Genomic DNA, 25443 nt, shown 5'->3' with positions numbered 1-25443 from the left:
ATCGTGGAAAGAATTCAACTCAAAAACGGCCTAAGAGTGGTCATTGAAAAAATTCCAACCGTGCGTTCTGTTTCTTTCGGTATCTGGGTTAAAACCGGCTCCCGGAATGAAACGCCGGACAATAGCGGTATTTCTCATTTTATCGAACACATGCTTTTCAAAGGAACAGAGCGTTTTAACGCTAAGGAAATCGCTGAGCAATTCGATGCCATCGGGGGAAATGTTAATGCTTTCACTTCGAAGGAATATACATGCTATTATGCCAAGGTGTTGGATGAGCATCTACCGATTGCAGTTGATGTGCTGTCTGATATGTTTTTTAATTCTAAACTAGATCAGGAAGAATTGGCAAAAGAGAAGAATGTGATTTTGGAGGAAATCTCCATGTACGAGGATACACCGGATGATATGGTGCATGATCTTGTATCACGCGCGGCCTATGGTGAACATCCACTGGCTTATCCGATTCTCGGAACCGAAGATCACCTGCTTGCTATGAATAGCTCACATCTCAGCCATTATATGAGGGAGCATTATACAATTGACAATACAGTTATCAGTGTGGCTGGTAATGTTGATGATCGCTTGGTAGAATTGTTGGAACGACATTTTGGACATTTTGATAATCATGGAACCGTTTCGCCGCTGACAGTACCTGCGTTTAACGGTGAGCTGTTGTATCATGAGAAAGCAACGGAGCAAAATCATATTTGTTTATCCCTGCCTGGATTTGCAACGGGTGACGAACTCCAGTATGCTATGGTTTTGCTGAATAACGCTATCGGCGGCGGCATGAGTTCACGTTTGTTTCAAGAAATTCGGGAAAAGCGTGGACTGGCTTATTCGGTCTATTCCTATCATAGCTCCCATGCGGACAGTGGTATGTTCACGATCTATGCAGGTACGGCTCCTAAGCAAACAAAGGACGTGCTGGATTTGACGCTGGAGCTTTTACGAGATGTGGCTGTCAACGGTTTGGACGCTAATGAGCTGCGTAAAGGTAAGGAGCAATTAAAAGGAAGTTTGATTTTAAGCCTTGAAAGTACAGGTAGCCGGATGAATCGGCTTGGAAAAAATGAATTGATGCTTGGTCAGCATTATACGTTGGATCAAATGATCGAACATATCGAACAAGTGACGGCAAATGATGTGAACAAAGTGCTGGATCGTATGTTTTCGGAGCCGTTTGCCCTGTCGATGGTGGGAGCGAGTGATTCAGCGGTAAAGGATATGAGGAGGGACTATTTTGTTAACTTACGTGGAAATTAACAGACTCGCGGGCAATGAAGATATTGAGCTGCCCCGCAAAATGTCAGAGCTTGCATCAGGGTTTGACTTGTATGCAGCAGTACAGGAAGATCTGGTACTGGAACCCGGCAAACGTTGCCTCGTTCCAACTGGATTTGCAATAGCTATGCCAGCGGGATTGGAGGCACAAATCCGTCCGCGAAGTGGACTGGCTCTTAAGCATGGTATTACTTGTCTCAATACACCGGGAACGATTGATGCGGATTATCGTGGGGAGATTAAGGTACTTCTTATTAATTTGGGCGAGGAATCGTTCACGATTACGCGCAATGAGCGAATTGCACAAATGGTATTTCAGGTTGTACCTGAGGTAGAGCTGAAACAAGTAGACCAATTATCGGAAACAGTGCGTGGTGCTGGAGGCTTTGGCCATACAGGACGCTGAGGCTATGCTTGGTTTGCGATGTACGAATGTCTATTTTGTAAAATCTTCAAATTTACTTGCTTAAGAGTAAGCATGCAAATAAAGGTCGCCTCATAAAGGGGCGGCTTTTTTTGTGTTTTTTCACCCCTCTCCGGGCACTCGCATAGACTAAAAGCATATCGTGTCTCGGAAAGGAGTGATCCGGATGCTAACAGGAATACGCGTCGTTGTTTTGGGTGGCGATGCGAGGCAGCTTGAGGTAATCCGCAAATGTGTGGACATGGATGCTACCGTCAGTGTGGTCGGTTTTGACAAGCTTGAAGTACCACTCAAAGGAGTGACACTAGAACCAATGTCTGTCAAGCTGCTGGAATCGTCAGACGCACTGATTTTGCCGGTGGTGGGATGCGATGAGGAAGGCAACGTAAATGCACTTTTTGGAGCACAGAAGCTCCAGTTTCTGAATGAGCATGCTGCTGCTCTTCCACCGCATTGTGTTGTGTATACAGGGATGGCGCGGGCGTACTTAAAAGAAATTTGTACCAGACATGAGTTAAAGCTGGTAGAGCTGCTGGAGAGAGATGATGTGGCCATATACAACTCTATACCTACGGCCGAAGGCGCACTGATGATGGCCATTCAGCATACCGATTTTACGATTCACGGTGCAGATTGTATGGTTCTAGGCATGGGACGGACTGGATTTACCATGGCAAGGGCACTACAGGGGTTGGGAGCCAGAGTGAAGGTTGGAGTACGGCGGGTAGAGGATGCAGCGAGAGCCGTGGAAATGGGTTGGAAGCCTTTTATGACAAGGGATTTAGCGCATGAGACAAAGGGAGTTGACTTGATTTTTAATACAATACCCTCTATGATTATCACAGCGCAAATCCTGTCTAAATTGCCATTGAGCACCGTGATTATAGATCTTGCTTCCGCCCCGGGCGGATGTGATTTCCGTTATGCGGAAAAGCGTGGAATCAAGGCTATGCTTGCCCCTGGTCTTCCCGGTATTGTTGCTCCCAAAACTGCTGGTGCCATTATAGCGAATACGCTGGTGCAGTTGTTAATGGAAGATAATCCTGATCGGGGGGATGCACAATGAGTTGGCAAGGGAAAACAGTAGGTTATGCAATTACAGGCTCACATTGCACATTTGAAGAGGTAATGCCTGTTATACAGCGCTTTGTTGATGAGGGTGCGAAGGTCGTTCCTATTATATCCAATACAGTACTAACAACGGATACTCGCTTTGGTACTTCGCAAAGTTGGCAAAAACAGTTGAAAGATATAACAGGGAATGATATCATTTCTACAATTGTGGAGGCTGAGCCACTGGGTCCCTCCCAACTACTTGATGTGCTAGTGATTGCACCTTTGACGGGGAATTCGATGAGTAAGTTAGCGAATGCGATGACAGACAGTCCGGTTTTGATGGCTGCCAAGGCGCAATTGCGCAACGGTCGTCCACTTCTTTTAGCCATATCTACTAATGATGGACTGGGTCTAAATGCTGCCAATATCGCCAAATTACTCGTAGCCAAAAATATCTTTTTTGTGCCGTTCGGACAGGACAATCCAGTTAAAAAGCCGAACTCGCTTGTAGCTAACATGGAGTTGATTCCGGAGGCAGCTTATGAAGCATTGCAAGGCAAACAGCTTCAGCCGATGATTGTGGAACGCAAGACCCCATGAAGTACTATAGTTAACTGCTGAGCATCAATCGCCTAGAAGAATGATTCGATATTGTATCGGGTCTAATTTCTTGTTGGCGGTGGATGCTTTCAGAATAAAAAATGGTTTTTTAGTCGAGAAGGGGAGATACACCAGATGAGCAATAGAAAGTTTAATGTAGCTGTCGTTGGAGCGACAGGCGCTGTAGGAGAACAGATCGTAAATCTGCTGGAAAAACGGGATTTTCCTGTGGACAAAATCAAATTTCTTTCTTCGCCTCGTTCTGCCGGCACGTTAATTAGCTTTAAAGGTCAGCAAATTCCAGTAGAGATTGCTACCCCCGACAGCTTTGAAGGAATCGACATTGCTTTGTTTAGTGCAGGTGGAGACGTAAGTAAGGAATTGGCGCCGCATGCTGTTCGTCATGGGGCAGTTTGCATTGACAACACCAATGCATTCCGAATGGATCCGACAGCTCCTCTTGTAGTGCCTGAGGTGAATAGCGACAAGATTGCCGAGCATCAAGGAATTATTGCGAACCCGAACTGCTCCACCATTCAGATGGTGGCTGCTTTGAAACCATTATATGATCAGTATGGCATTTCTCGTATCATAGTATCCACATACCAGGCCGTTTCCGGGGCTGGAAGCCGAGCTATTGATGAATTGAATCGTCAAAGCGCAGCGATTCTTAACGGTGATGAAGTTCAGCCTGATCTGTTGCCAGTAGGCTCGTTGCCAGTAAAGCATCAGATTGCTTTCAATGCTATCCCGCAAATCGATAAATTCCAGGACAATGGTTATACACTGGAAGAAATGAAAATGGTACGTGAAACGAAAAAAATACTGGGTGACGAATCTGTGGACGTAACAGCAACGTGTGTACGTATTCCTGTTGTATACGGTCACTCGGAATCTGTATATGTAGAACTTAAAAAAGATTATGATTTAGAAGAAATCCGCAATCTGCTGGCTTCGGCACCGGGAGTAACGCTAGTGGACGATCCTGCTGCTCAGCTTTATCCACTGGCATCCGAAGCTGCTGGAAAACCTGACGTATTTGTGGGGCGTGTACGCCGTGATTTGGGCAATAGCCGTGGATTGAATTTGTGGGTTGTATCCGATAATCTGCTCAAAGGAGCGGCATGGAACGCGGTGCAAATCGCGGAAATTATTGCTGCAAACGCGGAGTAACGTTCCGATATGGGGGAAGAATAATGGGTATTTTGGTGCAAAAATTTGGGGGAACCTCGCTGTCCACACCTGAAGCACGTCAACTTGTGCTGGCACATGTGAAGCGGGAGCTGGAACAAAATCTTCAATTGGTTGTTGTTGTGTCGGCCATGGGGAGAAAAGGAGAGCCTTATGCCACCGACACGCTGCTGGATTGGGCGGCGTCTAACGGCGACAGTCTTCCGAAGCGCGAGCGGGATTTACTGCTGTGCTGTGGTGAAATCATTTCTGCTGCTACATTATGCAGCCTGATGGAGAAGGAAGGTATTCCTGCTACGGTGCTAACTGGGGCACAGGCGGGCTTTATTACGGATGATCAATACGGCAATGCTCGTATTTTGGATATAAAGCCAGACCGTGTTGTTGAAGAGTTGAACCAAGGCAGAGTTGTCATTGTGACAGGTTTTCAGGGACAAACAGCAGACGGTGATATGACTACCTTGGGTCGGGGAGGCAGCGATACGTCAGCTACTGCTCTGGGTGCTGCTCTACATGCGGATATGGTTGATATTTATACGGATGTGAATGGTATATTAACCGCCGATCCGCGCATTGTGGAAAATGCAAAGCCACTTACACATGTTAGCTATACGGAGATTTGCAATATGGCTCATCAGGGAGCAAAGGTTATCCATCCTCGTGCTGTTGAAATCGCCATGCAGGCTAATATCCCGGTCCGTGTTCGCTCTACCTTCTCCGAAGGAGAAGGTACGTTAGTTACCCACCCGGAAGGCTTTAAAGACGTGCAGGCAGACATCGTAGACCGTTTCGTGACCGGTATTGCGTATGTCGGCAATGTCACTCAGATTAATGTTGAATTAAAGCCGGGTTTGGAGCACTTGCAATTACAAGTATTCAAATCTATGGCTGAACATGGAATCAGCGTTGACTTTATTAACGTAACTCCATCGGGGGCAGTTTATACTGTGTTCGATCATGATGGAAGCAAAGCGGTTGAAGTATTGAACGGTTTGGGTCTAGAACCTAAGATACTGGCCGGGTGTGCTAAAGTTTCTGTCATAGGCGGTGGTATCAACGGGGTACCGGGCATTATGGCGACGATTGTGGAGGCATTGGCAGAATCAGACGTACAGATCCTTCAATCCGCAGATTCCAACACAACGATCTGGGTACTTGTTAAAAAAGAAGACATGGTGCAGGCTGTACGCGCATTGCATAATAAATTTGAACTCCATCAATAGGCGCATTGTCCGTGCTCGGACTTGCAAAAAGGAGGCAGCATGGTGAACTTCGGCAGATTGATTACCGCAATGGTGACACCTTTTGATTCGCAAGGAGAGATTGACTGGACTGCATTGTCCTCGTTGATTGATTACTTAATAGAAGAACAGCACTCAGAGTCACTTGTTGTATCTGGAACAACAGGGGAGTCTCCTACCCTGAGCGATGATGAAAAAATCAAGTTGTTTGCATTTGTTGTAGAAAAAGCAGCTGGACGATGTAAAATTATTGCCGGGACTGGAAGCAACAATACGCGTCACTCCATTCATCTAACCCGTGCCGCGGAGCAGGCAGGAGCAGATGGTGTTCTACTGGTAGTGCCATATTATAATAAACCGAATCAGGAAGGGATGTATCAGCATTTCGAATGTATTGCAAACTCCACATCCCTTCCAGCTATACTGTATAATGTTCCAAGCCGTACTGGAGCGAGTCTAACAGCTGAAACAACGCTGCGTCTTGCACAAATTCCGAACATTGTGGGAACCAAAGAATGTGCATCACTTGCGCAGGTCACACAGATTGCAGCGGCAGCGCCAGAAGGTTTTCTGGTTTATTCCGGGGATGATGCTTCTGGGTTGCCTGCTATGGCTGTAGGTGCTTATGGTATTATCAGCGTAGCGAGTCATGTGGTAGGTGCTGAAATGAAGCAGATGATCGATTCACTTGTAGGAGGACACTCGCAGGAGGCAGCAAAGTTGCATCAGCAGTTGTTCCCGATTTTCAAGGGTTTGTTTGGGTGTCCTCATCCTCTTCCTAATCCGGTGGCAGTAAAATATGCATTGGAATTACGGGGGATTAAGGTAGGTTCGGTTCGGTTGCCACTCATTCCTCCAACTGAGGATGAAGCGGAATTTATTAAGAAATTATTTACCCGCTAAAGAGAAATAGGAATGTAAGCTGTTAATTAATACTAAGGAGTATCCTTGTTAAGGGCAGTCGGTAGGTACAAAACCGATAGGGTTTATTGTCTGACAAGGTTCTCCAGCGTGAAGGGCGTTCTTATAGGACGTCCTTTTTGCTGTGCTTTTAACCATGCATGTAGATAAAATGACAGATACTAATGGTTTCAGACGGCAATGGGAAACCTAGCGTAACGAACAGGATGACTTGTTTTTTCTTATTTTAATCATGTATAATGGGGTCAAGTGACTGGGTGCGGTATTTTTTTGAAAATTAAATAAACAAATCAAGGTACGACGTCCAACTACCATAGGAGGTTTAGATTCATTTGTCTAAAAAAACAAACAACGATAAATTGATGATTTTCGCTTTGGGCGGCGTCGGTGAAATCGGGAAAAATATGTATGTCGTTCAATACGGCAATGACATTGTCGTGGTGGATTCCGGTCTGAAATTCCCGGAAGAGGACATGCTGGGCATTGATATCGTTATTCCTGATATTTCCTACCTTACAGAGAACCGCGACAAAGTAAGAGGCATTGTGCTGACTCATGGTCACGAGGACCATATCGGCGGTTTGCCTTACGTGTTGAAACATTTGAATGTACCAGTATATGGTACCAAATTGACGCTGGGATTGGTGGAAAATAAGCTGAAGGAAGCGAATCTGCTTGGTGAAACCAAACGTATTTTGATCAATGCTGATTCCGAAATCAAGCTGGGTTCCACATTAAAAGCAACTTTCTTCAGAACCAACCATAGTATTCCGGATTCTGTAGGTGTATGTATTGATACTCCTGAAGGCGCTGTTGTTCATACAGGTGACTTCAAATTTGACCATACTCCGGTGAACGGACAATATGCAGATTTGCAGCGTATGGCTGAAATTGGCACACGTGGCGTACTGGCTCTTTTGTCAGACAGTACAAATGCCGAGAAACCGGGCTTTACACCTTCGGAAAAGAGCGTTGGTATTGTCCTGGAAGACATTTTCCGCAAGTCTAGACAGCGTGTGGTCGTAGCCACTTTTGCTTCTAACGTACATCGTATTCAGCAGGTAATTAATGCTGCTGAAGCAACGGGACGTAAAGTAACAGTTATTGGTCGAAGCATGGTTAATGTCGTAGGTATTGCTTCGGACTTGGGCTATTTGGAAATCCCAGATGGAATGCTGATTGAGCCTGAAGAAGTTGGCAAAATGTCAGCGGATCGTGTAGTTATTCTCTGCACAGGCAGTCAGGGTGAACCGATGTCCGCTTTGACAAGAATGGCTCGTTCCACACATCGAAAGGTTGACATTCTTCCAGGTGATTCAGTCATCATCGCAGCTACTCCGGTACCAGGTAATGAAAAATATGTTGGACGCACAATTGATGAACTGTTCCGTCTGGGTGCCAATGTATATTACAGCGCAGCTAATCCAGGTATTCACGTTTCTGGACACGGAAGCCAGGAAGAACTCAAGCTGATGCTGAATCTGATGAAACCAAAATTCTTCTTGCCAATTCATGGTGAGTTCAGAATGCAACGTCGTCACGCTCTTCTTGCTGAAGGCGTAGGTATTGAGCCTGAAAATATCTTCATCACGGATATCGGTGAAGTCATTGAAATTCAAAATGGTGGAGCACGCAGAGCTGGTAAAGTTACAGCAGGTAACGTACTGATCGATGGACTAGGCGTAGGAGATGTAGGAAATATCGTATTGCGCGACCGCAAATTGCTGTCACAGGACGGTATTTTGGTGGTTGTTGTTACGCTGAGCAAGCAAGACGGAACGATTAAATCCGGACCAGATATCATTTCCCGCGGTTTCGTATATGTCCGTGAATCGGAAGGTTTGCTGGATGAAGCGAATCGTATTGTCTCAAGTACACTGCATAAGCTCATGAGTGAAAATGTAAATGAATGGGCTTCCCTCAAGACAAATGTCAAGGATGCACTAGGTCGCTTCTTGTATGAGCAAACTCGTCGCAGACCGATGATCCTGCCAATTATAATGGAAGTGTGATTCAATTGAAATTTGTTCAAAAACCTGAATTAAAAACTTAAGTCACAGGCACACAGTCGCCTCTCTTCCCGCAGGAAATATTGGACGGTTTCCGCGGGAGGAGAGGCTTTTTTGATTTTGCGGGACAAGGAAAAGCATGGAGGAGGGTATAAAATATTCCATTTTCATCCCATACTATAGGGTGAATACGGGTCATATAGATGCGTAAAGCGAAAGGGAGATCACCCATATGGAACAATACAGCAATCTAACATCTGGCAACGAGGAAACGGAAGCGCCAAATCAACCAGAAATTGGGCAAAGACCCGCTTTACCTGCTATGGAGGCTTTGCAGCAACTGGGTCAAACCTCCATGCCTGGAGGCGAGTCCAATATTTTTTGCATGACGATTATCGGTCAGATTGAAGGGCATCTCATTTTACCGCCTCAAAACAAAACGACAAAATATGAGCACATTATTCCCCAGTTGGTAGCGGCAGAACAAAATCCTCGTATTGAAGGATTAATGATTTTGCTGAATACAGTTGGTGGTGATGTAGAGGCAGGACTGGCTATTGCTGAAATGATCGCATCGATGAGTAAACCAACGGTGACTATTGTCATAGGTGGGGGGCATAGCATAGGTGTGCCGATTGCTGTGTCTTCCACTTATTCCTACATTGCGGAGAGTGCGACGATGACCATTCATCCCATTCGTATGAACGGTCTGGTCATTGGAGTACCACAAACTTTTGAATACATGGAAAAAATGCAGGAACGTGTTGTACGCTTCGTCGTTTCTCATTCTCGTATTACAGAAGAGCAGTTTAAGGAACTGATGTTTAAAACCGGTGAGTTAAACCGCGATATTGGTACAGCGGTTGGGGGAGCCGATGCAGTGAAGTATGGATTGATGGACGCGGTTGGAGGTATCGGAGAGGCTTTAAAACAGCTGAACGCCATTATTGAAACGCGGCGTCAGCAAAACGGGATCGCTGGGATTCAACAGCAGGCTCCGTATGCTCCTTTTTCTCCCAGTGCCACAGGAGCTCCTACAGAGACACTGTCAGGGGAGCATAGCGGGGAGCTACCTCAATGACACTATATACTGTGATGCCAATGGAAATGGTATGGCAAGGGATGTGGAAAGAGGCTGAGGAGCTTGCAGAGGTTCGGGTAGACGGTCTACTTATGCAGGTACAGCCGCTTGAAAGTCGTCGGGGGATCATTGTACGGTTGTTGGACTGTCCGCTGGAAGCCTACCTGAATCCGCGTTATGGACCAGGTCAAGTCATCGAGTGGTCGTAGAAGGTGTCGAATAGTATAGAAATAGGTCATTTACTGATGAAAAAGAACATATGTGCGGATACCGGGTGACGTGGTATAATATTCTTCTGGGGGGTGACCTTGTATGTCCAGAAGAAGAAAAAGAAAAAAGAAAGCCGCATTTGGCGGAGTTCTAAAATTTGAAATTTACGGCATTGTGCTGATTACATTAGCGGTCATTGCGTTGTCGGGTGAAGCGGCAGTTGGTCGGTCGCTATCCAAGATGTTTGGGCTCGTACTGGGGAAATTCTATTTTGTTATCCCTCTCATTGGCATTTATTATGGTCTGATGGTGATGATTCACCGCAAGTGGCCGAACCAGTGGAACTCGCGTAAAACGGGTTTGCTCCTGTTGGTATTTGCCTTTACACTTATGAGTTCTATTTCATCTATGGAGCAGCGTTTGGGGCCTATCAACGCGCTTCAGCCGGGCGGAGTGATGACCCAAATACATATAGATATGCGTGAGCAGTTGCTGTCGCCTGACCAGCAGGGCCATACCTCAATGCTGAACAAGGATATCAGCGGGGGGTATGTAGGCGCATTGCAGCTTACTGTTCTGTTGTGGCTGTTTGGTCTCACAGGAGCTAAACTGATCATGATTGTTATGTTCGTCATTTGTTTCATGCTGATGACCCAACTGTCTTATGTGGATTTGGTACGGATTGTAAAGACCAAGCTGCTGACAGTCGGGGGAAGCGTGCGCAAAAAATGGACTGGTAAAGCTACTCCGCTTTCGGCATCTAGCAAAGGTAGTGGAAATAGAAAAATCAAGTCTGAGCCGATTCCTGCCTATGAGGAAGACATGGATGATGACTTTGACGAAATGCAGCCTCCTGCACGCAAACAACCGATTTTCTTTCAGTTGTTTGGTCTCAAAAATTCAGATAAAGCGGACAAGGGGGAGCATTCCGTCGATACGGATAAGGATGATCATGATCTTCCATATGAAGCTGAGGACGCGCAGGCCCAGTGGAGAAACGGAAACCAGAGTGAAGAGCTGTCTGACGTAGTCGAACACGCTGAGCAGGAAGCTGCAATTCCGGTAAAGAGGTCGCCCATTATTAGGGATTTCTTCGAACAAGTAAAGCATGAGGAAAGAAGACCGGAAGCTGAATTTGGAGAGTCACTGACAGGGGTAGAGCAGACAACTTCCATTATTGATGAATCCCTGGATGATGACTTTGTGGATGCCAATGCCAATACGGATATGGATGATTCGACAACGATCCAGGGGGCATTAGAAGGTGCTCAGGGACAAGCTCAGACGATTGCAACTGGGGTTGCAGGCGAAGAGGCTGAAGGTACCCATACAGCTATTCCGGCTCCGCCGCCTCCTAAACCGTACAAGCTCCCATCGTTTCGTTTGCTTGCTAAACCACAAAACACAGGCAAAGGTATGGGACAAAAGGATTACATGCAAACAGCACGCAAGCTGGAAGCAACGCTGGAAAGCTTTGGTGTGCGTGCGAAGGTGCTGGAGGTTGTCCGTGGCCCTGCCGTAACGCGTTATGAAATTCAGCCGGACATTGGAGTGAAGGTTAGCCGCATTGTGAGTCTGACGGATGACATTGCGCTTGCGCTTGCTGCCAAAGATATCCGTATGGAGGCTCCGATTCCTGGCAAATCTGCTATCGGAATTGAGGTTCCGAATAATGAAGTTTCCATTGTCACGATGCGTGAGGTAATGGAGACAACCGTTTTCCAGGAGTCAACTTCCAATTTATCCATTGCATTCGGACGCGATATTGCAGGACAGACGATTGTTGGTAATTTGGCCAAGATGCCCCATCTGCTTGTGGCTGGGGCAACAGGTTCGGGTAAATCAGTGTGTATCAATGGGATCATCACGAGTATTTTGTACAAAGCAAAGCCGGATGAGGTCAAATTTTTGATGGTCGATCCTAAAATGGTGGAGTTGAACGTGTACAACGGAATCCCGCATTTGTTGGCTCCGGTCGTGACTGATCCAAAGCGTGCCTCACTTGCATTGAAGAAAATTGTAGTTGAAATGGAAAAAAGATATGAGTTATTTTCCAAATCAGGAACCCGTAATATTGAGGGCTATAATAATCTGATGAAAGATAACCCGGATGCATTTCTGCCTTACATCGTCGTTATTGTGGACGAGTTGGCAGATTTAATGATGGTAGCTGCCGGAGATGTGGAGGATGCGATTGCACGACTTGCCCAAATGGCGCGTGCAGCAGGCATCCACCTTATCATTGCAACACAAAGACCTTCGGTTGACGTAATTACCGGGGTGATTAAAGCTAATATTCCTTCACGTATTGCCTTCGGCGTTTCCTCGCAGGTAGACTCCCGTACCATATTGGACATGGGCGGAGCCGAGAAGCTACTCGGACGTGGTGATATGCTGTTCATGCCGATGGGTGCTTCTAAACCAGTCCGCGTTCAGGGAGCGTTCATGAGCGATCAAGAAGTCGAAAATATTGTTAACTATGTACGTGAACAGGGTGAAGCGCAGTATGATGAAACGCTAGTGCCGGAGGTGGAAGAGGTATCGGGTGATGCAGATGAAATGCTGGATGAGCTGTACGATCAGGCTGTCAACATCATTTTAGAGGCTAAACAAGCTTCCGTTTCGCTTCTTCAGCGCCGTATGCGGATCGGTTATACACGTGCTGCTCGACTGATTGACTCCATGGAAGCTCGCGGAGTCATCGGCCCTTACGAGGGCAGCAAGCCCCGTGAGGTTCTTATCTCAATGGAGCAATATCAGCAAAATAAAGTTAGTTCCTAAGCATTATCTCTATCCAGCACTACATTAAAACGCTGTTTGTTCGCATGGTGGTTGTTCTAATATGACAACTCCAAGTGAACAAACAGCGTTTTTTTGTGATGTTTTTTTGAGGTGTGGCGACTACCTGCTGAAAGAAGATTAAAAGGGTGAATAGCTTTAAGCGGAGCTTGTCATAATAAACGTAGCCATCCTGTTAATCCCACAAAAGAAAGGTAGAGCGCAGCATATGAAAAAGACAATGGTCTGGATTTGCACGGGTATCCTCGCAGCCTCGGCTATTACGTACACAGGACTTTTTAAAAATGACTCTGCACAGCAGCAAGCAGAGCCGCTGAGCACACAGCAGAAAGTACAATCGGCGCAACCTTCCCAGCCGACATTCAGCTCGGGAGCAGTTGATTTTGGATCTTACGGTCAGGATGTATATGAGTTGCAATCACGTTTGAAGTTGCTGGGCTTTTTTGGCGGGAAAGTGGACAGCCATTTTGGCAGCAGTACACTAAAAGCTGTCAAGGGTTTTCAAAAGGAATTTGGCATCCGGCCCGATGGAGTGGTCGGAGCAAAGACGAAATTAAAGCTGGTGAATGCTACTCCTAACTGGAAGCCAACGGAAACTCCTATGCATCGTAACAATCAAGGTTCTGCTCAGGGACAGACAGCGAACAATAATGATAAAGCGGATCAAAATGATGAAACGATGGGATCGGCCAACACCATGGGACTATCTGAAAATGATCTTAAAATTATGGCCAACGCGGTCTACGGTGAATCCCGCGGCGAGCCATTTGAAGGACAAGTTGCCGTCGCGGCTGTTATTTTGAACAGGGTTAAGTCACCCAGCTTTCCCAACTCACCATCTGGAGTGATCTTTCAGCCAGGAGCTTTCACAGCTGTAGCAGACGGCCAAATCTGGCTCACACCGAATGAGACTGCACAAAAGGCGGTACGCCAAGCCCTGAACGGCTGGGACCCAAGCGGAGGATGTCTTTATTATTTTAACCCAAAAACAGCTACCTCCAAATGGATTTGGTCCCGTCCGCAGGTGAAAACCATCGGGGAGCATATTTTCTGCATGTAAAACGCCGAAGCAGCCGGGAGCTTGTCTCCGGTTGCTTCTTGGCTTTTGCATGGTTAGAATAAAGATTGGTACACTTTACCTCTTTACAGGAGGATGATTTACAGCAGCTAATGCTAATCAAAGGCTAGACGCAAATTGACGTCACAAAGGAGTTTTGGACTTGAACAAAACAGGTTTCGAGCGTGGCACACGCAGTCAACTGAGGATTCATGTACTGCCGACCAAGCGCTTTAAGACGTTTGCCATATCGTTGTATGTAGGTACTCCGCTACGTGAGGAGACCGTAACCCGAGTGGGGCTGGTACCTTTCGTTCTGCGACGGGGTACAGAATCGTATCCGCAGACTACACAATTCAGAGAACAGTTAGAACAATTGTATGGCGCGGGTTTCGGATTCGATGTATACAAACGTGGAGATTATCAGATCGTGCAATTTCGCATGGATACGATTAATGACAGCTTTGTAAACAGTCCGGATAGTTTGCTGGATCGTTCGTTTGCTTTTCTCGGAGAAGTGCTGACGAAGCCTGCATTGGAAAATGGTGCATTTCAAACGGGATACGTCCAGCAGGAACGAGAAAATGTGCGTAAAAAGCTGGAATCTATAGTTAACGATAAAATACGTTATGCTGGTGAGCGCTGTATGGAGGAAATGTGCAAAGATGAGCCTTATCGTCTGCACCCTCTTGGTCAACGATCCGATCTGGACAGCATAGATGCACAGAGTTTGTATCAGGCTTATGGAGAATGGCTGAATAATGCCAGCATGGATTTATACGTTGTGGGAGATACGACGCTGGAAGAAGTTGAGAAGTTTGTTGATCGCTATTTTCAATTGAACCGTTCAGCGGAAACAGGATATGTTCCTGAACAGCCCAAATCGGTAGAGCGTGAGGTTCAAACCGTTGTAGAGCGTCTTGATGTGAACCAGGGCAAGCTCAACATGGGTTTGCGCACCCCTATTACGTATGGAGACGATCGCTATGCTTCCGCTCTGATGTACAATGGCATTTTGGGCGGGTATCCGCATTCAAAGCTGTTCGTTAATGTAAGGGAAAAGGAAAGTTTGGCGTATTACGCTTCATCGCGGTATGACGGGCATAAAGGGATTGGTACGATTCAATCTGGTATCGAAATTCCTAATTATGAAAAAGCGGTTACTATTATCCGCAAGCAACTGGAAGATACGCAAAATGGAGCGATTACCGAGCTGGAAATGACCCAAACGCAGGCGATGATTCGCAACTTGCTGAAGGAGATGCAGGATTCCGCTTTTGAAATGATCGCCTATGATTTTAACAGACAGCTTTCCGGTAAAGAGCGGACGGTAGATGAGCTGCTGAGTCAGGTGGAGGCAGTCAAGGTGCAGGATGTTCAGGATGCCGCCCGGACGTTCCGACTGGACACTATTTATTTCTTGAGAGACCAGAAGGGGGAATAGCGGTGGAGCATATACCTTATGAGCATTTGCAGGAAACGCTGTACTATGAAGTAATGGATAACGGTTTACACGTTTATGTGTTGCCCAAACCGGGTTTTCAGAAGACTTACGCCACATTTGCGACTAAATACGGCTCGGTTGATAATCATTTCCGCGTAGAAGGTCAACAGCCCGTAAAGGTGCCGGATGGCATAGCCCATTTTTTGGAGCATAAAATGTTTGAAGAGCCTGAAGGCGATATTTTTGCTACCTTTTCTTCTAATGGGGCATCAGCGAACGCATTTACGAGCTTTGATCAAACAGTATATCTGTTTTCTGCAACCGAGCGTATTCAAGAAAATTTGACCACGCTGGTCAATTTTGTGCAGCATCCTTACTTTACAGATGAAAATGTAGAAAAGGAAAAAGGCATTATCGGCCAGGAAATCAATATGTATGAAGATAATCCCGATTGGCGAAGTTACTTTGGTCTGATCGAGGCGCTGTACAAGGTCCATCCGGTGCATATTGATATCGCAGGTACTGTTCAATCCATCAGTACGATTACAAAGGAAACGCTGTACAGTTGCTATGAAGCTTTCTACCACCCAAGCAATATGATTCTTTTTGTAGTGGGCGGAGTGGATCCAGCTGAAGTAATAGAGCTGGTACGTAACAATCAGGCTAAAAAGGACTATAAGCCGCAGGGAGAGATCGAGCGGATTTTCGACGATGAACCCACTACAGTTGCAGAATCACGTCGTGAGGTAAAGCTGGCCGTTTCTCTGCCAAAGCTACTGTTTGGATTCAAGGAGGCTGAAGTAGGTCTAACGGGTGAAGAATTGCTCCGTCATGATCTGGAAACCAAGCTGATGTTAGATCTCCTGTTTGGTTCCAGTACACAACTGTATCAAAAGCTCTACGATGAGGATCTGATTTCGGACAGTTTTGGTCATGAGTACAATAGTACGCAGCAATATGCATTCTCTGCAATCGGTGGGGATACCAAAGACCCGGATCGGCTGTTGGCGAGAATACGTGAAGAGGTGGAGTCCATCCAGAAGCAGGGCTTTGCAGCAGAACATTTTGAACGGGCACGCAAAAAGAAAATCGGTGGTTATCTGCGTACACTCAATTCACCAGAAAATATTGCGCATGAATTTACAAGACATCGCTTCCGGGGCAGCGATTTTTTCCAACTGCTTCCGATTTATGAAAGTATCACGCTTGAGGATGTAAATCGCCGTCTGAAAGACCATATCCAGTGGGATCAACTCGCAATATCACTAGTGGTGAGTCCGTAATGTCCAGGGAGAGGGAAACGATGACCACCGAGGGCGGAGAATTAAAAGCGATTGGCGATACAACCGTGCTGATTACAGGAGCGAGTGGCGGAATTGGTGCGGCTATTGCTGAGCGTTTTGCAGCTGTAGGGATGAATGTGGTCATTCACTACATGAAGTCCCATGAAAAAGCAAATGAAGTTGCCCGTCGTTGCATGGCTTATTCAGGTAAGGTAATGACCGTGTCAGCGGATCTGCGGAGCAAGGAGCAGATCGAACGCATGCGGGAAAAGCTGGATAATCACGGGATGAAGCCGGATATTCTTGTGAACAACGCCGGATTATCTCATTATGGGCTGTTGACAGATGTTTCGGAAGAGGAATGGGACGAAGTGATGGCTGTCAATGTTAAGGGAACCTTTCTGTGCACGCAGGTTTTTATGCCGCATATGATATCCCAACGCTATGGCCGCATTGTGAATGTTTCATCCGTGTGGGGGATATGTGGCGCTTCGTGCGAGGTGTTGTATTCCACCACCAAAGGAGGCATTAACGCTTTCACTAAAGCGCTGGCTCAAGAGGTAGCACCTTCCGGGGTGACAGTGAATGCTGTAGCTCCAGGTGCAGTGGATACGTCGATGCTGGATCATTTGGATGAAGGCGAAATTACCAGTTTGGAAGAAGAAATTCCTGCCGGACGATTGGCTCGACCTGATGAAATATCGTCCCTGGTTTATTTTCTTGCGCTTCCTGAGTCAGGTTATATTAATGGCCAGGTCATAAGTCCTAACGGAGGATGGGTGACTTAAGGGAAATAGCGCTTGGAGGAATCCACCAGTATAGTAAGCGTCTGAGAAGAGCATATTACAACTGTTGATTTTAAATCTGAATCATCTAAGGAGGATTTAAGCATGTCAACAGTTGTTCAGAATTTTGATGTTTGGAAAAAGTTCCTTGGTCAGCGTGTAGAGCAAGCGGAGAAGTTGGGAATCAGCCAAGATACCATTTCAGAGCTTGCTTATGAAATCGGTGATTTTCTGGATGAGAAGGTCGATCCAGCCAACCACTCTAACCGCGCACTGAAAGAACTGTGGGGAGTTGCCGATGAGGACGAGCGTCACACCATCGCCCGGCTAATGGTTAAATTGGCCAAGAGCAACGCATAAGTAGGAACCAACATGAAAAGCTCCCTTTTGGGGGCTTTTCTGTAATGGTTACAGAGCTGTTCTTGTAATTCCATTGTAATTTATATATCATAAACGTGATTGAGGCTTACAACACAATGCAGCCTATAAAATTTCAATAATTGGTTTTGTCGAAAGATGTTATTTTATGATACAATAATGCTTTGATTTGGAGTTGTTGACGGTTTGAATGTGAATGAGGTGCTAACGTGACGGAAGAAACGAAACAGTGGTACATGGAGTACAAGATACATAAAAATCGACCCGGACTGCTGGGAGACATTGCTTCCATGCTTGGTATTCTGGGGGTTAATATACTGACGATCAACGGTGTTGAAGGCGAAAGACGGGGGATGTTGCTTGAAACGGACGATGACGAGAAGATACGCATTCTCGGAGACACGTTAAAAAAAGCGAGCAACATTACAGTCACGGCCTTACGTGCTCCGAGACTGGTTGATATATTGGCAGTAAGACACGGCCGTTACATCGATCGGGATTCGGATGATCGTAAAACATTTCGCTTTACACGCGATGAGCTTGGGTTGCTGGTCGATTTTTTGGGTGAAGTATTAAAGAGGGACGGCAATCAGGTAATCGGTCTTCGCGGGATGCCACGTGTGGGCAAAACGGAATCCATTATTGCCAGTAGTGTATGCGCAATGAAGCGTTGGACTTTTGTGTCTTCAACGTTACTACGACAGACGGTGCGCAGTCAGCTCTCTGAAGAAGAAATGAACCCAAACAATGTGTTTATTATTGATGGTATTGTGAGTACAATTCGGTCAAATGAAAGACATTATCATCTGCTTCAGGAAATCATGAGTATGCCAAGTACTAAAGTGATTGAGCATCCTGATGTATTTGTACGTGAATCAGGATACAGCTTTGACGATTTCAATATCATTATTGAACTTCGCAATAATCCGGCTGAGGAAATTATTTATGATACCTTTACAGCCAGTTATACAGAAGATCTTTAAATAAGCGTAATTACACAAGGAGATGATGACATGTCAGAACTGGGTCAGCAATTAAAGGAGGCCCGGCTGCAAAAAGGATTGAGCCTTGACGATGTTCAGGAAATGACGAAGATACGCAAACGTTATCTGGAAGCCATTGAGACGGGCGATTACAAAGTGCTGCCGGGAAGCTTTTATGTCAGAGCTTTTATTAAAACATACGCTGAAACGGTCGGGTTAAACCCCGATGAGATTCTGGAAGGGCATCAAAGCAATGTGCCTGAACCTGAGCCGGAAGCAGTCATGGAGCCTGTTACACAGAAACGCTCCAGCCGTCCCGCCACGATTGGTAATCTTAAATGGTTGCCTACAGCGTTAATGTGGCTTTTTCTAGTTCTCATTGTTGGGGTTATTTATGCTTATTGGGTGAGCAACAACCATTCAACTCCAAAAACAGCAGAAAACACAACGCCGATTACCACACCAAGCACCACACCAAGCACGTCTACTCCTGATACCACTACAACACAGCCGAACAATGGTCAAACGACGGCTCCAAATGGTGCTGGTGGGCAGACTCCTGATGCGGGGCAAACCGGCCAAACTCAGCCAGGTGGTACGGGGAGTACGGATGCTACTACTCCAGATACTGGACAGCAGCCGGGTACGACTACGCCACAACAAGGTGTAACAGTGGCACAGGACGGCAAGCAAGGCAAGACGACGATTTTCAAAGTATCCAGTTCAACGGGAGCGGCAGTCAAGGTTGATATTAAAGCGACGGGCGAAAGCTGGCTTGAAGTGTACAAGGGAGAAAATTCCCGTGGAGAAAAGCTGAGTTATGGTATGACTAAAAGTGGAGATGCCATGTCTTTCGATATTGGTCCAGAAGGTTTATATATCAAATCAGGACGGTCTTCTGCCACAGATATTTCCGTAGCAGGTCAACCGATAACAGATAATAAATCGACTACTCGTGTACTGATCCAGCAAGGAGAAGCTTCTTCGACCGGAACGAGTGCAGGGGTGACGGGTTCACCTGCAGATTCTACGACAGGTAGCAGTACGGATTCAGCACAAAGTGGTACAGATTCTACAACTACTGATGGTGAATAAACGCCTTGGTGCGAGGAAATACTAATGACTGTAATTCCTGGAAAGGCAGTCATTTCATTTTCCGCAAAGTGAGGTGTATACGTTATGACCGTCAGCTGGATTGTGACTGGGCTCGGTATAATTGTCAGTTTACTGGGCTATTATCTGACACCGAATGCATGGGGCTATGGCATACTGGGCTTTGGTCTTGCTCATATTGTGCTTGGACTTTTGGATATGTTCCGAACCCCAACACGAAGCCATAATTAGATATTTTGACCGTAATTGAAATAAAGGCGTTTTTGTCAGGAAAACTGGCAAGAACGCCTTTTTAGTCAACGGATTATTGGATTTTTGTAAATGACTAGCCTATAATTAGATATTGAACTTTGTTGTGGAAAGGAAAGTGAAACGATGGCTTCAGAAAATTCATTTGATATCGTCTCCAAAATGGATATGCAGGAGTTGACAAATGCGGTTCATCAGACGGAGCGTGAAATTGAAACACGATTTGATTTCAAGGATAGCAAAAGTAGCCTCAAGCTTGAGAAAGAAGCTCTTACGATTGCATCGGAAGACGAATACAAGCTAAATGCGGTGATTGATATTTTGCAATCTAAAATGGCCAAACGAGGTCTGTCCCTTAAAAATGTGGAGTATGGCAAATTGGAACCCGCCTCTTTAGGTTCAGTGCGTCAGCGTCTTTCGCTTAAGCAGGGAATTGATCAGGAGAATGCCAAGAAAATTAACATTCTTATTCGGGACTCCAAGTTAAAAGTTAAAAGTCAGATTCAAGGTGATCAAATCCGAGTGACCGGAAAAAACAGGGATGATTTACAGGCGATCATTCAATTGCTGCGTAAAGCTGATTTGCCATTGGAGCTTCAATTTACAAACATGAAATAAAGCCGTTTTCCCTCATACATTTTGTAGGAAAAAACGTTGCTTGATGTGCGGCAGGTTATTTTGACATGCGTTTTGCGCCATATTATACTTGTAACGAAAATGCAGACAATTCAGGTGTATAGCGCTCGTCGATAGCGATTTACATAGGATTGAATTTAATCCGAAAACTGCCATTTGTAATCAAGTACGATAATCAGGGGAGAGTGTGTTGTGAATTTACCCAACAGAATTACAATAACGCGGATTTGCCTTATTCCGGTGATGATGCTGGCTTTGCTGGTGGACTTTGATTTTTATCCGCCGCCGATTGAGATCGGAGCTTTCAAGCTGCCGTATAATCAGCTGATTGCGGCTATCATTTTCCTTGTAGCAGCCAGCACGGATGGTCTTGACGGATATTTGGCACGTAAAAATAATATGGTCACCAATTTGGGCAAGCTGTTGGACCCCCTTGCTGATAAGCTTTTGGTAACCGCCATTTTGGTTTCCTTGGTAGAAATGGGAAAAATTGATTCGTGGATTGTCGTTGTGATTGTTAGCCGTGAGTTTGCGGTTACGGGTCTGCGTCAGATTGCCTTACTGGATGGTTCTGTGGTTGCTGCAAGCAATTGGGGCAAATTGAAGACGATCATCCAGATCGTTGCTATTGTAGCGTTGCTCATTAATAATTTCCCGTTTGTTTTTCTTGGTATCCCGTTTGATTTAATAGCGATATGGGCAGCGGTGTTGATCACCATTTATTCGGGTATTGATTACTTTGTAAAAAATATCCACTTGCTGAGTTCCTCCAAAGTTTAACAGGATAAATTTTATGGAAACAGCAATAGGGACTAAACTTATTGCTGTTTCTTTACATAATTCCCATAATATTTGCAGTACAGGAGGAAGAATTGATGAAAGCTGAAATAATTGCAGTAGGTACAGAGTTATTGCTCGGTCAAATAGTAAATACAAATGCTCAATATTTGTCACAAGAGTTGGCTACAATCGGAATCGATGTATATTTTCAGACTGTAGTTGGCGATAACATAGATCGGCTTCAGGAAGCAATAAGAATTGCTCAGAAGCGTGCGGATATTATTTTGTTTTCCGGCGGTCTGGGACCGACTCAGGATGATTTGACGAAAGATGCGATAGCGTCTGTATTGGGGCGAAAATTGCACATAGATCGTCTTGCAATGGATAAGCTAGATCAGTTTTTCCGTAACCGTGGGGTAGAAATGACCGAGAATAACCGCCGGCAGGCGCTTTCTATTGAAGGAGCTACTCCGCTTGAAAATGAGACGGGGCTAGCTGTGGGCGACGCAATTGCACAGGACGGTAAATTTTATGTAGTTTTGCCTGGACCGCCTAAGGAACTCAAACCCATGTTTGCAAACCAAGCGAAACCTTGGTTGCTTCAGCAGGCATTGAGCGGTGAGGAAATGCCAATTTATTCAAAAATGCTAAAATTTGCAGGGATCGGTGAGTCAGCTCTTGAAACCCATTTGTTAGATCTGATCCAATCCCAGACAGACCCCACGATTGCTCCTTATGCCAAGGAAGGGGAAGTCACGATCCGTATATCCACCAAGGCGGCCAGCGAAAGTGAAGCATTAATTAAGCTGACGGCTACCGAAGTAGAAATTCAGCAGCGTCTTTCGGAATATATGTATGCAAGCGAAGATGTTACGCTGGAGAAGGTTATCGTAGATCTAATGGCCAAACGCGGACTCACTGTGAGTGCGGCAGAAAGCTGTACAGGTGGAATGCTGATGGAACACATCACTTCTATACCTGGCAGTGCTGTTATGTTTCAAGGTGGCATCGTGTGCTATTCCAATGAAATGAAGATGAAATTACTCAACGTGCCTTATGATTATTTGGAAGGGGATCAAGCGCCAGGTGCAGTGAGTAAGGAAGTAGCCCTTGTGCTTGCAGAGCAGGCAAGAATGATCATGGACAGTGATTTTGGACTTTCAGTTACTGGTGTTGCCGGGCCTGGGTATTCCGAACGGAAGCCAGTCGGTCTGGTGTATATTGGCATTGCTGAACGCGACAAGGAAACGGAAGTACATGAACTGAGACTGAGTGGTAACCGTGAAACAATCCGACTGCGATCAGTCAAAGCAATCCTGTACAGATTGTGGCGCAGACTGGTAGAGAACGAGAAACTCTCTTAAACATCTATGTACAGTGTGGGTCGTAGAGTTGTTTTAGATAGATATTCATGATATAATCTTCTTATCGGAAGAACCGTTGCAAAGCCTTTTGCCAGCGGTTCTTTTTTTGTTTTAAGAGACAGGTGTAATTGTAGAAGAGAGCTGTGTGAACAAAAAAACGAATGTATGTTCGAAAAAATGCTTGGCAAGCGTGTCAAAACAAGGTATTATTAAAGTACAAACAATGAAGGATGTGAGTTTATTGTCAGATCGTCGTGCTGCGCTGGATATGGCGCTCCGTCAAATAGAAAAGCAATTTGGTAAAGGTTCCATTATGAAGTTGGGTGAGTCTACCCACATGCAAGTGGAAACGATCCCCAGTGGTTCGATTGCTTTGGATATTGCGTTAGGAACGGGCGGCTTTCCAAGAGGCCGGGTTATTGAAATATACGGACCGGAATCATCCGGTAAAACGACAGTAGCTCTTCACGCTATCGCAGAGGTGCAAAAAACAGGCGGACAAGCCGCCTTTATCGACGCCGAGCATGCGCTTGATCCGTCGTATGCAAGCAAGCTGGGCGTCAATATTGATGAGTTGTTACTATCGCAACCAGATACAGGAGAGCAGGCGCTTGAGATTGCCGAAGCTCTTGTACGTAGTGGAGCAGTAGATATTGTAGTTGTTGACTCCGTAGCGGCACTTGTGCCCAAGGCAGAGATTGAAGGCGAAATGGGAGATTCCCACGTTGGTCTTCAAGCACGTTTGATGTCTCAGGCATTGCGTAAGCTTTCTGGAGCCATTAATAAGTCGAAAACCATTGCTATTTTTATTAACCAGCTACGTGAAAAAGTAGGTGTTATGTTCGGTAACCCTGAAACAACACCAGGTGGACGTGCCTTGAAGTTTTACTCTACGGTACGTTTGGATGTTCGTCGTATTGAAAGTTTGAAAATGGGTAACGACATTGTGGGTAACCGCACACGTATTAAAGTCGTGAAGAACAAAGTTGCCCCTCCTTTCCGTCAGGCTGAGGTGGATATTATGTACGGTGAGGGCATTTCCAAAGAAGGTAGCTTGATCGACATCGGTACGGAGCATGACATTGTCGACAAGAGCGGAGCCTGGTATTCCTACGAAGGTGAGCGCCTTGGTCAGGGACGTGAGAATGCTAAGCAATTTTTGAAGGAAAATCCGAATATTGCTAGTACGATCGAACAAAAAATTCGGGTGGCCAGCAATTTGATTACGACGGTTGCTCCGCCTACAGAAGAAGAGTTGGCACAGCAAGCGAAGGAAGAACAGGAATTGTTGGAGCTTGAATAAAGCTCGGTGAATCCTGGTTTGTGAACTGGGGCCAGGGTTATGGCATCGTCCGTTTGAATAGCATGATTCTGATGCCCTGCACAGTTGTGCAGGGCATTTTTGCATCAACTAGAGTCTGCTTTGTCAGTGGAATCTAACTTTTGCGTAGCAGGTGTTCAAAGGCTGCTTTCGTGAATTTCAAAGTGAGGGAAGTATATTGCAGTTGGACGATGAAGATGAATACACTTCGGAAGCAAATAAGCAACAAGGGATTTCTCTTTTTCCGGATCATGAGGAATTGATGATTACTAGGATAGAGCAGGGACAGGGACGCAAACGTGGAAGGTATATCATTCATTTTGGTCCTTATTCACTGTCTGTATTAGAAGATGTAATGATCAAGTACAATATGTTCAAAGGAACGTCATTCGTTAAAAAAGAACTGGAAGATATCGTTCTGGCAGATGAAAAGCAACAGGCTTATGTACTTGCGCTTCGTTATTTGGGGCGAAAGCCTCGCACATGTCAGGAAATTGCCCAGCGTTTGGCGCAAAAAGAACTGGATCAGTCTGTTATTGACGAAGTAATGGTCCGACTGCATAGGGAACAACTCGTAGATGATGATTTATACGCCCGTCAATGGGCAAGGCAGCGCATAACAAGCCAACGTAAGGGGAAGATGTGGGTTAGGCAAGAACTTCGTCAGAAGGGCATCTCTAAAGCCTCTATTGGCGAAGCGTTAGGTGAGATTACCGATAATGAGGAGTGGGAGAGCGCTTTGACGGTCGGACGTAAGAAATGGAATCAGGTACGTGGTGATATAATGGAGAAAAAAAGGAAAACCTACCCTTTTCTCATGAGACGCGGATATTCGGGGGATATGACACGCCGGGTAGTCAATCATCTCACTGCGGCCGGGCATGACGCTGCTTCAGATGACGAGGAATTGTTGCAGTGGGAGGAATAGTTGCCAAACGGCTGCTGAACCTTTGGCTAGTATGAACGGATAGGATGAGCTAGTTATTACATGGAAAGCTGCATGGTAGTCTACTAATGTTTGCATTCCCTTGACAATGCTATTTGTCAAATAATAAAATATATATGAAACGATACTTGTGGAACGCCCTTTTTCCTTCCAAAAAAGCGGAATCCACGGTGAGTTCTCATCGCCAAATAACAAGTGATGCCGCTATGCCAGGCGGAATTGTACATGTGAAAGCATGTGCATATGAAATGAAACGACCTTGTGTCGTTGTCTTAGTTTGACGAT

24 protein-coding genes are annotated in these 25443 nt (G+C 45.7%); all 24 read left to right on the top strand.

Annotated features, from left to right (window positions below; genetic code table 11):
- The first annotated feature begins 3 nt into the window (after positions 1-3).
- The 24 genes from ACQW03_RS01265 (at position 4) to ACQW03_RS01150 (ending at position 25140) form a co-directional block, all read left to right on the top strand.
- Positions 4-1269 (top strand): M16 family metallopeptidase, encoded by a 1266-nt coding sequence (locus ACQW03_RS01265; RefSeq protein ID WP_071640532.1) that lies wholly within the window; start codon positions 4-6, stop codon positions 1267-1269.
- Positions 1247-1693, top strand: coding sequence for a dUTP diphosphatase (gene dut / locus ACQW03_RS01260; RefSeq protein ID WP_441947920.1), 447 nt, complete (start codon positions 1247-1249; stop codon positions 1691-1693). The genes ACQW03_RS01265 and dut overlap by 23 nt, the downstream gene beginning before the upstream one ends.
- 184 nt (positions 1694-1877) lie before the next feature.
- Positions 1878-2777 (top strand): dipicolinate synthase subunit DpsA, encoded by a 900-nt coding sequence (gene dpsA / locus ACQW03_RS01255; RefSeq protein ID WP_025720898.1) that lies wholly within the window; start codon positions 1878-1880, stop codon positions 2775-2777.
- Entirely contained in the window at positions 2774-3367 is a 594-nt protein-coding gene (locus ACQW03_RS01250; protein WP_025720896.1) for a dipicolinate synthase subunit B, read from the top strand. Before dpsA ends, ACQW03_RS01250 begins: the two co-directional genes overlap by 4 nt.
- A gap of 135 nt (positions 3368-3502) precedes the next feature.
- The gene (locus ACQW03_RS01245) at positions 3503-4540 is read left to right on the top strand and encodes an aspartate-semialdehyde dehydrogenase (RefSeq protein ID WP_013309939.1); all 1038 of its coding nucleotides are present in this window, start codon (positions 3503-3505) and stop codon (positions 4538-4540) included.
- Positions 4541-4563: 23 nt separating this feature from the next.
- Positions 4564-5781: an aspartate kinase gene (dapG, locus tag ACQW03_RS01240; protein WP_013309940.1), complete on the top strand. Its 1218-nt coding sequence runs from the start codon at positions 4564-4566 to the stop codon at positions 5779-5781.
- 39 nt (positions 5782-5820) lie between these two features.
- Positions 5821-6702, top strand: a complete 882-nt coding sequence (gene dapA, locus ACQW03_RS01235; protein WP_220031143.1) for a 4-hydroxy-tetrahydrodipicolinate synthase — start codon at positions 5821-5823, stop codon at positions 6700-6702.
- A gap of 350 nt (positions 6703-7052) precedes the next feature.
- Entirely contained in the window at positions 7053-8732 is a 1680-nt protein-coding gene (locus ACQW03_RS01230; protein ID WP_013309942.1) for a ribonuclease J, read from the top strand.
- Positions 8733-8961: 229 nt separating this feature from the next.
- Positions 8962-9810 (top strand): ClpP family protease, encoded by an 849-nt coding sequence (locus ACQW03_RS01225; RefSeq protein ID WP_441947916.1) that lies wholly within the window; start codon positions 8962-8964, stop codon positions 9808-9810.
- A complete protein-coding gene (locus tag ACQW03_RS01220; RefSeq protein ID WP_023988229.1) occupies positions 9807-10019 on the top strand; it encodes a YlzJ-like family protein in 213 nt (70 codons plus the stop codon). The genes ACQW03_RS01225 and ACQW03_RS01220 overlap by 4 nt, the downstream gene beginning before the upstream one ends.
- A gap of 103 nt (positions 10020-10122) precedes the next feature.
- The gene (locus ACQW03_RS01215) at positions 10123-12801 is read left to right on the top strand and encodes a DNA translocase FtsK 4TM domain-containing protein (RefSeq protein WP_441947914.1); all 2679 of its coding nucleotides are present in this window, start codon (positions 10123-10125) and stop codon (positions 12799-12801) included.
- Positions 12802-13027: 226 nt separating this feature from the next.
- Entirely contained in the window at positions 13028-13879 is an 852-nt protein-coding gene (sleB, locus tag ACQW03_RS01210) for a spore cortex-lytic enzyme (protein ID WP_441947912.1), read from the top strand.
- 160 nt (positions 13880-14039) lie between these two features.
- Entirely contained in the window at positions 14040-15320 is a 1281-nt protein-coding gene (yfmF, locus tag ACQW03_RS01205) for an EF-P 5-aminopentanol modification-associated protein YfmF (protein ID WP_441947910.1), read from the top strand.
- 2 nt (positions 15321-15322) lie between these two features.
- A complete protein-coding gene (gene yfmH, locus ACQW03_RS01200; RefSeq protein WP_076292669.1) occupies positions 15323-16603 on the top strand; it encodes an EF-P 5-aminopentanol modification-associated protein YfmH in 1281 nt (426 codons plus the stop codon).
- 20 nt (positions 16604-16623) lie between these two features.
- On the top strand, positions 16624-17391 hold the full coding sequence (ymfI, locus tag ACQW03_RS01195) for an elongation factor P 5-aminopentanone reductase (RefSeq protein ID WP_023988234.1): 768 nt from the start codon (positions 16624-16626) through the stop codon (positions 17389-17391).
- 102 nt (positions 17392-17493) lie between these two features.
- Positions 17494-17748, top strand: a complete 255-nt coding sequence (locus ACQW03_RS01190) for a DUF3243 domain-containing protein (RefSeq protein ID WP_013309950.1) — start codon at positions 17494-17496, stop codon at positions 17746-17748.
- Positions 17749-17975: 227 nt separating this feature from the next.
- Positions 17976-18749 (top strand): DUF3388 domain-containing protein, encoded by a 774-nt coding sequence (locus ACQW03_RS01185; RefSeq protein ID WP_013370747.1) that lies wholly within the window; start codon positions 17976-17978, stop codon positions 18747-18749.
- Positions 18750-18779: 30 nt separating this feature from the next.
- Positions 18780-19844 (top strand): RodZ domain-containing protein, encoded by a 1065-nt coding sequence (locus ACQW03_RS01180; protein WP_071640549.1) that lies wholly within the window; start codon positions 18780-18782, stop codon positions 19842-19844.
- An 84-nt stretch (positions 19845-19928) separates the two neighbouring features.
- Positions 19929-20093 carry a hypothetical protein gene (locus ACQW03_RS01175; protein WP_023988236.1) on the top strand — a complete coding sequence of 55 codons (165 nt, stop codon included), beginning with the start codon at positions 19929-19931 and terminating at the stop codon, positions 20091-20093.
- A 144-nt stretch (positions 20094-20237) separates the two neighbouring features.
- On the top strand, positions 20238-20729 hold the full coding sequence (locus ACQW03_RS01170; RefSeq protein WP_025722076.1) for a YajQ family cyclic di-GMP-binding protein: 492 nt from the start codon (positions 20238-20240) through the stop codon (positions 20727-20729).
- Positions 20730-20939: 210 nt separating this feature from the next.
- Entirely contained in the window at positions 20940-21527 is a 588-nt protein-coding gene (pgsA, locus tag ACQW03_RS01165) for a CDP-diacylglycerol--glycerol-3-phosphate 3-phosphatidyltransferase (protein WP_013309954.1), read from the top strand.
- A 95-nt stretch (positions 21528-21622) separates the two neighbouring features.
- The gene (locus ACQW03_RS01160) at positions 21623-22891 is read left to right on the top strand and encodes a competence/damage-inducible protein A (protein ID WP_028542703.1); all 1269 of its coding nucleotides are present in this window, start codon (positions 21623-21625) and stop codon (positions 22889-22891) included.
- Between the two features lie 241 nt (positions 22892-23132).
- On the top strand, positions 23133-24194 hold the full coding sequence (recA, locus tag ACQW03_RS01155; RefSeq protein ID WP_023988239.1) for a recombinase RecA: 1062 nt from the start codon (positions 23133-23135) through the stop codon (positions 24192-24194).
- 196 nt (positions 24195-24390) lie between these two features.
- Positions 24391-25140, top strand: a complete 750-nt coding sequence (locus ACQW03_RS01150) for a regulatory protein RecX (RefSeq protein ID WP_441947905.1) — start codon at positions 24391-24393, stop codon at positions 25138-25140.
- The last annotated feature ends 303 nt before the right edge of the window (positions 25141-25443 follow it).

This window comes from Paenibacillus sp. DRB1-1, from assembly GCF_052119485.1.
GTDB lineage: Bacteria > Bacillota > Bacilli > Paenibacillales > Paenibacillaceae > Paenibacillus > Paenibacillus polymyxa_B.
The sequence above is the reverse complement of the archived record's forward strand: the minus strand, read 5'-3'. Positions and strand labels throughout refer to the sequence as shown.